The organism is Anaerococcus sp. (assembly GCF_022770135.1).
Classification (GTDB): domain Bacteria; phylum Bacillota; class Clostridia; order Tissierellales; family Peptoniphilaceae; genus Anaerococcus.
Genome location: NZ_JALEIL010000065.1, coordinates 1 through 2,170, shown reverse-complemented (window position 1 = coordinate 2,170; position 2,170 = coordinate 1). Strand labels below are relative to the sequence as shown.

At 38.1% G+C, this 2,170-nt stretch carries 2 protein-coding genes; both read right to left on the bottom strand.

The window, feature by feature from the left end; translation table 11 throughout:
* Positions 1–96: 96 nt before the first annotated feature.
* A complete protein-coding gene (locus MRZ08_RS02905) occupies positions 97–1,299 on the bottom strand; it encodes a nucleoside transporter C-terminal domain-containing protein (RefSeq protein WP_297379074.1) in 1,203 nt (400 codons plus the stop codon).
* Positions 1,300–1,308: 9 nt separating this feature from the next.
* Positions 1,309–2,170: phosphopentomutase (locus MRZ08_RS02900; protein ID WP_297379071.1), on the bottom strand; the 862-nt coding region annotated here is incomplete at its 5' end.

Here is a 2,170-nt window from a genome sequence, read left to right as displayed (position 1 = left end):
TCCATCTATAAAAAATTGAATTTCTTCGTCTGTTAGTTCTTCTTTGTTTTTCTTTTTTTCAATAATATCTATAAATCTCATTTTCTTCTCCTTATTCTAGAATAACAACCAAATACCAACTATTAAGGCTGATAGTACGCTGACACAGAATCCCGCAATCATTGCTCTTAGGGCAAGCTTTGCAAGGACTGGTCTTTTTTCTGGACATAGAACTGATATACCTGATATACAAATTCCTATTGAGCTTACATTAGCAAAACCTGCAAGAGATACCGCAAGCATTAGACCTGTTCTCTCACTCATAGAAGCAAGCATTGGACCAAGTTTGCCGAAGGCTACGAATTCGTTTAGGATAAGCTTAGAACCTAAAAGCTCACCTGCTGTAAAGACTTCCTTGCCTTCAAGCCCCATCAAGTAACCCATTGGAGCAAATACGTAGGATAAGATAGTTTCCAATGAAATATTAAATATTCCTAGAATACCATTTATCAAAGCTACTATAGAAATTATAGCTATAAGGGTTGCTCCGATTGCCATAGCCATATTCATTCCATCGAGGGCTCCACTTGCCAAGGCGTCTAGGACGTTTTCGTTATTGCCCTTCCTATCCATCTTCACTTCACCAAGCTCTTGGATTTTTTCAGTTTGCGGGCATACGATTTTAGATAAAAGAATTGATCCAACCGGAACCATAGTTGATGCTATAAGCAATGATTCCATAGGGATTCCCAAGGCAACATAGCCTGCAATAATTGACACTGACATTGATCCCATTCCTGAAACGAGTACCAGCATTACTTCACTTTCTGTCATGAAGTTTAAGTATTTGGCTACAAGAATTGGTGAGTCAGTTTGACCTAAGAACATATTAGCTACAGCTACAAATGATTCAACCTCTGATGTTTTAAATAACTTTCCTATAACCCAGCCTATCTTTGATACAACAAATCCTAATATTCCTGTGTAGAATAATACTGCTACCAAGGCTGAGATAAATACAATATTTGTCAAAGTTTGAAAGGCAAATATAGCCCCAGTTGGGGCAGCCGGATCTCCCAAAGATCCAAACACAAATTGGATACCCTGACTACCATAGGATAAAACCTTTTCTACAACCTTACTAACAGCTCCAATAGCTGCTCTTCCTTGAGGGAGTTTTACGAGAAGGCCCGCTATTATAAATTGGGCCAAAAGAGCTGTGAAAATTCCCTTAATATTTACAGCCTTCCTGTTCATAGATATTAAAAACATAAATCCTATTACAATAACTACGCCCAGAAGGTTTAAGATTAATTTCATAAAATCCTCCTATTTATTAACTTTTTCATAAAAACTTTCGCCTGGAATTTCTGATTCGATTTCAAATATATCGGCAATAGTCTTTCCAATATCCGCAAAAGTTTTTCTAGTCTTAAGGTCAACTCCAGCCTTAATCTTATCTCCAAAAATCAACATTGGAACATATTCTCTGGAGTGGTCTGTCGATGGAGTTGATGGGTCACATCCGTGATCTGCAGTAATGATTACAATATCATCTTCCCTAAGCTTTGGAAGCATCTCGCCTAACTGCTTGTCAAAATCAACAAAGGCCTTGGCATAGCCATCCACATCATTTCTATGGCCATAAATCATATCAAAATCAACTAAATTTACGAAGCATAAGCCATTGAAATCCTTATCACATAAGTCGAGTGTTATGTTCATTCCATCGATATTATCTTCCATCTTGTAAGTTTCAAGCACTGACTTTCCTGCAAAGATATCATAAATCTTGCCCACTCCTATGGAGTCGTACCCATTTGCTACTAAATCATCCATTATAATCGGTCCTGTTGGATTTAGGGCGTAGTCGTGTCTGCTTCTAGTTCTCTCAAAAGAACCAAGCTCGCCTACAAAAGGTCTAGCTATAACTCTTCCTACTGCCAAATCTCCTTGAAGCATTTCTCTTGCTATTTCGCAGCAGCGATATAATTCTTCAAGGCTAACTACATCTTCGTGGCCTGCTACCTGAAAGACTGAGTCTGCTGATGTGTAGACTATAAGGGCTCCTGTTTCCAAGTGTTCCTTACCATAATCTTCGATAACTTCTGTTCCAGAATATGGCTTGTTACAAATAACCTTCCTTCCAACTCTTTTAGAGTACTCTTCTAAAAAATCTTCTGGAAAGCCA

Bases quoted from the DNA above. Each gene is read 5' to 3' on its own strand.
- MRZ08_RS02905 (WP_297379074.1), bottom strand. From the start codon at position 1,299: ATGAAATTAATCTTAAACCTTCTGGGCGTAGTTATTGTAATAGGATTT.